General features: G+C 36.0%; 5 protein-coding genes. 1 reads left to right on the top strand and 4 read right to left on the bottom strand.

The features are described 5' to 3' along the window. Positions 1-54: 54 nt before the first annotated feature. Positions 55-795, bottom strand: a complete 741-nt coding sequence (locus tag VKY41_RS03465; protein ID WP_500813044.1) for a YoaK family protein — start codon at positions 793-795, stop codon at positions 55-57. Between the two features lie 182 nt (positions 796-977). Between VKY41_RS03465 and VKY41_RS03460 the strand changes: the two genes are divergently transcribed. Next, the gene (locus VKY41_RS03460; protein ID WP_500813042.1) at positions 978-3,215 is read left to right on the top strand and encodes an FUSC family protein; all 2,238 of its coding nucleotides are present in this window, start codon (positions 978-980) and stop codon (positions 3,213-3,215) included. Positions 3,216-3,217: 2 nt separating this feature from the next. Here the strand turns inward: VKY41_RS03460 and VKY41_RS03455 are convergent, their stop codons facing one another. From VKY41_RS03455 to VKY41_RS03445, 3 genes are all read right to left on the bottom strand, one after another. Further along, positions 3,218-4,030 carry an SDR family oxidoreductase gene (locus VKY41_RS03455; protein WP_500813041.1) on the bottom strand — a complete coding sequence of 271 codons (813 nt, stop codon included), beginning with the start codon at positions 4,028-4,030 and terminating at the stop codon, positions 3,218-3,220. 67 nt (positions 4,031-4,097) lie between these two features. After that, entirely contained in the window at positions 4,098-5,171 is a 1,074-nt protein-coding gene (locus tag VKY41_RS03450) for an AOC03_06830 family ribosome hibernation factor (protein ID WP_500813040.1), read from the bottom strand. Positions 5,172-5,643: 472 nt separating this feature from the next. Further along, positions 5,644-5,784: T9SS type A sorting domain-containing protein (locus VKY41_RS03445; protein ID WP_500813043.1), on the bottom strand; the 141-nt coding region annotated here is incomplete at its 5' end.

Raw genomic sequence — 5,784 nt, 5'->3', positions numbered from 1 at the left:
GGGGGCTTTTGACGGAGAACTTGTAAACTTAAAAGGAGGTTTGGAATTAATACCTTAGTTTTTGACATGGCTTTTATGCTTTCTTTGTTTTAAGATGAGCCAATACCTTAAATCGTCATAAAACAAACTCATTAATAAAACAGCAGCGCCAATAAGCAACGTGTTCAACTTTAAATCTATGGTTGAAAAGAAAAATCCTCCTACCAATCCTCCTAAAAAGAAAAAACAAATAATATAAATCCGTAATTTAATAGTTGCTTTTATACTCTTTCTGTACAAGTCTGTTTTTCTAAAAAATAGTTGAGAAAGCTCAATGCCCAAATCAGTGAAAAGACCAGTTAAATGCGTGGTTCTAACAACGGCATTCGAGATTTTTGTAACATACGAGTTTTGAAGCCCCATAGAAAACAGGAGCAGGCAGATGATGGTGTTTGGATGTAGAAGGCCTGTGAAATTACTTAAAAGTGCAATGCTGATTAAAATAAACGATTCAATGAGGGTTGGAATAGCAAATACATTCATTTTTTTACTCTCGTTAAAAGTCTCAATCAAAAAACTGGATGTAAAGGAGCCTAATAGAAATGAAAAAATGTATAAGAAATAAATGGTTCCTCTCCAAAATTCAAAATCCGACATATCATTTACAAATAAGGCAAAATGCCCAGTAACGTTGGTTGTTAGTTGTTTAAAAGACAAAAAACCAACCACATTGACCAGTCCAGCAACAAACGATAACACCGTTGCAAGATGAATGTTATGTTTTAAAGTCCGACTTTTTCCTTGATGTCTAAACATGTACTTCTTTACTTCCTTTGCAATACGAAAATACATAAAACCTTAAGCTTTAGCAGGGAAATCCTTTATTTTTTTAAGCAGAAGGGAACGCGTTCTAAATAGGATATTTTATTTTTCCTTATTTATAAAAAAAGTCTTCATTTAGTTGCTAAATTGTACCTTTGAGGTCTTAATTAATTACCTTGGATAAAGTCAATCAAATCATATCTAAAAATTACAAGGATTTTGTACAATTCCTAAAAAGCAGCGATTTCTCAAAAGCTGTTTTAATAGGAATAGCAGTTACCATACCCATACTGATCGGGATATTTTTTAATCAACTCGATATTGGTTTAGCTATCTGCTTTGGTGCCTTTTGGTCTTCACCAAGTGACGTGAGTGGGAAACGTCATCATAAAATTAATGGCATCTTGTTCTCGGCACTTTTAATTATGATTGTTAGTTTTATAGGAGGCTATTTACAGTTTAAAATTTGGTTAACGGTACCGGTATTGGGACTTTTAACTTTTGGTATTTCGTTCATATCTGTTTACGGATTTAGGGCCTCATTAATCAGCTTTTCCGGATTACTGGCCTTGGTCTTAAGCTTTGCTCATACAAGTGATGTCCTTGAAATTTATGAATATGCTGTTTTAATTGGAGTGGGAGGAGTATGGTATCTCCTTTTAACACTATTGTGGGGTTATATAAATCCGAAAGCCCAAACCGAAGAGTTGTTTGCGACCACCTTTAACCTAACAGCTGAATTTCTAGAAACGCGTGGACAATTACTAGGACCTCAAACCAATCGCGATGAATTACAGACCAAATTGTTAGATTTACAAAGTGAATTGGTTGATAAACATGCCAGCTTAAGGGAAATTTTAGTTCATACACGCAAACAAACAGGAAGGTCTAATTATAAAGGAAAGCGCTTGCTTGTTTTTGTTCAGCTAGTGGAAATGCTTGAAACAGCCGTTGCTAATCCGGTAAAATACGATAAAATGGATGCCTTGCTAGAGAAGCATCCAAACTACATAGCAGGGTTTCAAAAGCTTATTTTTGAAATGGCACTCCAACTAAGAACCATTCCTGGGGCAAGAAATAATGTAGCAAAACTGCCTAAAAACAAACATTTGTTGGAATGTTTTAAACAGGTGGAAGCACAAATAAACGTCCTGAAATCGGAAACAAAAACAAGTGATTATGAGTCTTATTTGATGCTTCAAAATTTATTGGAATATCAAGAAAAGCAGTTCCAAAAATTAAAACGCATAAAATGGCTTTTAGGAAATCCAAATGTGGACGATTTAGAGTTTATAGATGCCCGTGAATTAAAACGCTTTATAGTTGCTCAAGATTACGACCCGAAGCTATTAGTTAGAAACCTGAGTCTACAATCCAATATTTTTAAACATTCTTTAAGGTTGGCCGTTACCTTAATGATTGGGTATGTGATAGGTACGGTGTTTGCCTTTCAAAACCCGTATTGGATTCTTCTTACCATAATCGTAATCATGCGTCCTAGTTATGGCTTAACTAAAACCCGTTCTAAAGATCGTATTATTGGGACACTTATAGGTGGGGTTATCGCTACAGGAGTGGTATTCTTAATCCAAAACCCAATTGCTTATGGCGTTTTAGGTGTGCTATCCTTAGTGGTAGCCTTTTCTATGGTTCAAAGGAATTATAAAGCCTCAGCAACTTTTATTACCTTGAGTGTGGTGTTTATTTACGCCATCTTACAACCAGACGTGTTGTCCGTGATTCAATACCGAATTATCGATACGGTTTTAGGAGCTGGTCTGTCGTTTTTTGCCATGCTTTGGCTATGGCCAGCCTGGAGCTTTTCGGAAATAAACGAAAATATAGAAACGAGTGTGGAAGCAAACAGGGGTTTCCTAAATCAAATAATCAAATTGTATCAGGATAAGGGGCACGTGACAACCAGTTATAAAGTGTCTCGAAAAAAAGCCTTTTTAGAAACATCGAATCTAAACTCAGCTTTTCAGCGTATGGCACAAGAGCCAAAATCGAAACAAAAAAATCTTGATAAAATATACGAACTAGTAGAGCTAAACCATACCTTTTTATCCTCACTAGCCTCTTTAAGTTCCTATATTCAGCATAATCCAACCACAAAAGCTTCTGAAATGTTTAAAGAAGCTACAAGTAAAATAGATAACAATTTAAGCTTGGTTCTGATAGCTTTAAAGAATAACGAGTCTAAAGAAGCCATTAATATTCCTAATGAGGCAGCTTTTTTTAACGAGCAATTATTAAATAAAATGCGCTTCATGTCTTCAGAAGATTCATCTTCAGAAAGAGATTATCAAGAAGCGCATTTAGTTTGGGAACAACTGCGATGGTTATATGCTATGAGTAGAAGTATGTTGAAGGTAACAAACGCCATTCAGTTTGATAAAAGTCCTAAACAATAGCCCTAATTCATTTTTTTAATATTATGAATCACACCACCGTCTACCAAAATATCTGTACCGGTGATAAACCTAGCAGCATCACTAGCTAGGAAGCCTACAACATCGGCTATATCTTGGGATTGACCGTTTCTTTTTAAAGGCGTGGCTTGTTTTATCATTTCCATGCGTTCTGGATGTTCTTCTGCAGCTTTTAAGGCCATAGGAGTTTCTATAACTCCAGGCGAAACTGTTACCAATCGTGCTCCTTTTGCGCCCCAGGCATCCACATACTTATGGGAAAGTAGAATAACCCCACGTTTAGCAAAGTTGTACATCATATCCGAATTGCCCTTAACAAAAGGTGCTACCGTTTCAAATGAGTTTGCTGCCTGTGGATCTCTAAGTGCCTGATCATAAGTTTCATTGGCTGGAACAACGTGCGCCATCATAGAGGATAGGAGCACAGCTACAGAATCCTTGGTGGCAATCTTATAAAAAGCATTTATAAGAATATCAGTACCTATTAAATCAATGGTAAACACCTTTTTAAGGTCTTGAACTGTACCACTAACTCCAGCCGTGTGAATCAAGGCTTTTAATGTGCCTGCTTTTGAAGTGAAATCAACCAGTTTTTCAACAGCTTCTTTGTTGGTAATATCACAGGCAAATCCAATGGCCTGATAGCCTTCCTTGGTTAAGCTTGCTACCGTTTTATCTACCTGCTCTTGCGAGTAGTCGGTTATAATCAAAGGGTCGTTTTTAAAAACTTTGGCGCAAGTCTGACCAATTCCTCCGGCTCCGCCTGTAATAACAACCACTTTTTTATCTGAATTCATAGTTGATGATATTTATTGTTAATAGTGTCTACTAAATTATAAAAAAAATCGTTTATACTTGTTCTGTTTAGTAACGGGTTATAGCTCCAAAACCATTAAACTGGCGTAGGTCGTCTTTAGGAAGAAATACCACATCGCCACCATAGCTCATTTGGAGCTCTATAAGTTCGTCGTAGATATCGTCAATGACATCCGTGTCAGTTCTTTGGTCGCTGGTCACATAAATAATTTCCTCATTTTCAATTATCGCCGGTTGAAACAAGCCTTGCTCGATAAAAAGTGTTTGAATTCTCCCTTCCTTAATAGCCTTATAAATTTCGTTGGTGTCGCTTAGGAATTTGTTCTCAGATACAGCTTTATCTAATTCTGATTTTCTCAAGATGTTTTGCTTAACAAGTTTTGCCTCTACAAGTTTCCAAGCTTCTTTAACGATGGCATGGTCTTTTTCTGCAATTTGATTTTTATTAAGATAGAAATCAAAAAAACTGGATGGCTGATCGGCAATTTTTAAATATTCTGAATGGTTTTCTTCCATGGAACAAATGAACACTGGCAGCGGATTATGCTGTCTCAAAATATTTACCTCTTTATCTACCTGATTAAAAAATTCGGCCAATAAACTAGAGCGACGGGAAGCAATAGAAGTTTCAGGGCTGCTTCTTGAAAAAGACTGATTATTTTCCATGGGAAAGGGGGTGCCAAATTCTTTGACTACTTTATCATTTGAAGCTTCAATCAGTCTAACCTTCTCCTGACTTAAAACCAAAACATAATAATTGGCTTCTGTGTGCATAGCTCTAATTAAGTCTCTAGTGGCAAAGGTTTCATCTATAACCACGCGGTCCACTACCTTAATGGGTAACCTGGTATAGTCTGCTACTTGCTCATTAACAAAAAGTACCAGACTTTCTATATTACGACTGTGGTCAATTTGCTCTGCCAATTCCTTTATTTTGTTTATTAGGTTTTGGGCCGTTTTTTTGTCGGTATCAGCCATCAGCCTATTTTCAGCATCCTTAATGAGGTTTTTAAGTTGTAAAGGATCTTTTAAATAATCAGGTTTTGTTCGATGGGTATTCATTATAATACTGATACAATTTTCCGAACGAATGTTTTTTAATTGTTTTAAAGTGGTGTTCATATGAAACGTGTTTTAAAAGGTTTATAAATATTAGTTCCCGTTAAATACTAGTAGGTGGTATAATTTTATGGGGAAATTTGGCTTGTAGTTCTTTTGAAACTAACAAAACCCTAGGTTAAAATCTCTGACATCATTTCGTGTTGCCTAGAAGTAACCCGATAATTGTTTTGCAATCTTAATCCTTCTTTAGTGGACCTAATTAAGTGAATGGTTAAGATCGATTCTGTAATACTAATAATCTTAGGTTTTTGACTTAATTCAAAGTTAAGGGTATTGTTTGTGATAGGCAATGATATTGCTCAGTTATAGGTAGTTAGAATGTATGGGAAAGGGGTGGGGTAAATATCAACGCTAAGGCTTCCGTAAAGCTTAATTTTTTTCCACTTGAAACTGGGTGAATGCTGTCCTAAATAGTAGTTATAAAAAAAGCGACCCGAAAGGGCCGCTAGTTTATGTTTTATAAAAGTCTTTTTTACTCCTGCTTCACAACAACTTTCTTGTTGATTAAGGCATTGTCCGAGGTTCTCACTTTAATTATATAGGTGCCTTCTGAAATATTCTTAACAGGAAGCCTAGATTCATGAGATAGTGGTGCATTGCTTCCATTCCAAGA

Source organism: Xanthomarina sp., from assembly GCF_035306605.1.
Taxonomy (GTDB): Bacteria; Bacteroidota; Bacteroidia; order Flavobacteriales; family Flavobacteriaceae; genus Xanthomarina.
The sequence above is the reverse complement of the archived record's forward strand: the minus strand, read 5'-3'. Positions and strand labels throughout refer to the sequence as shown.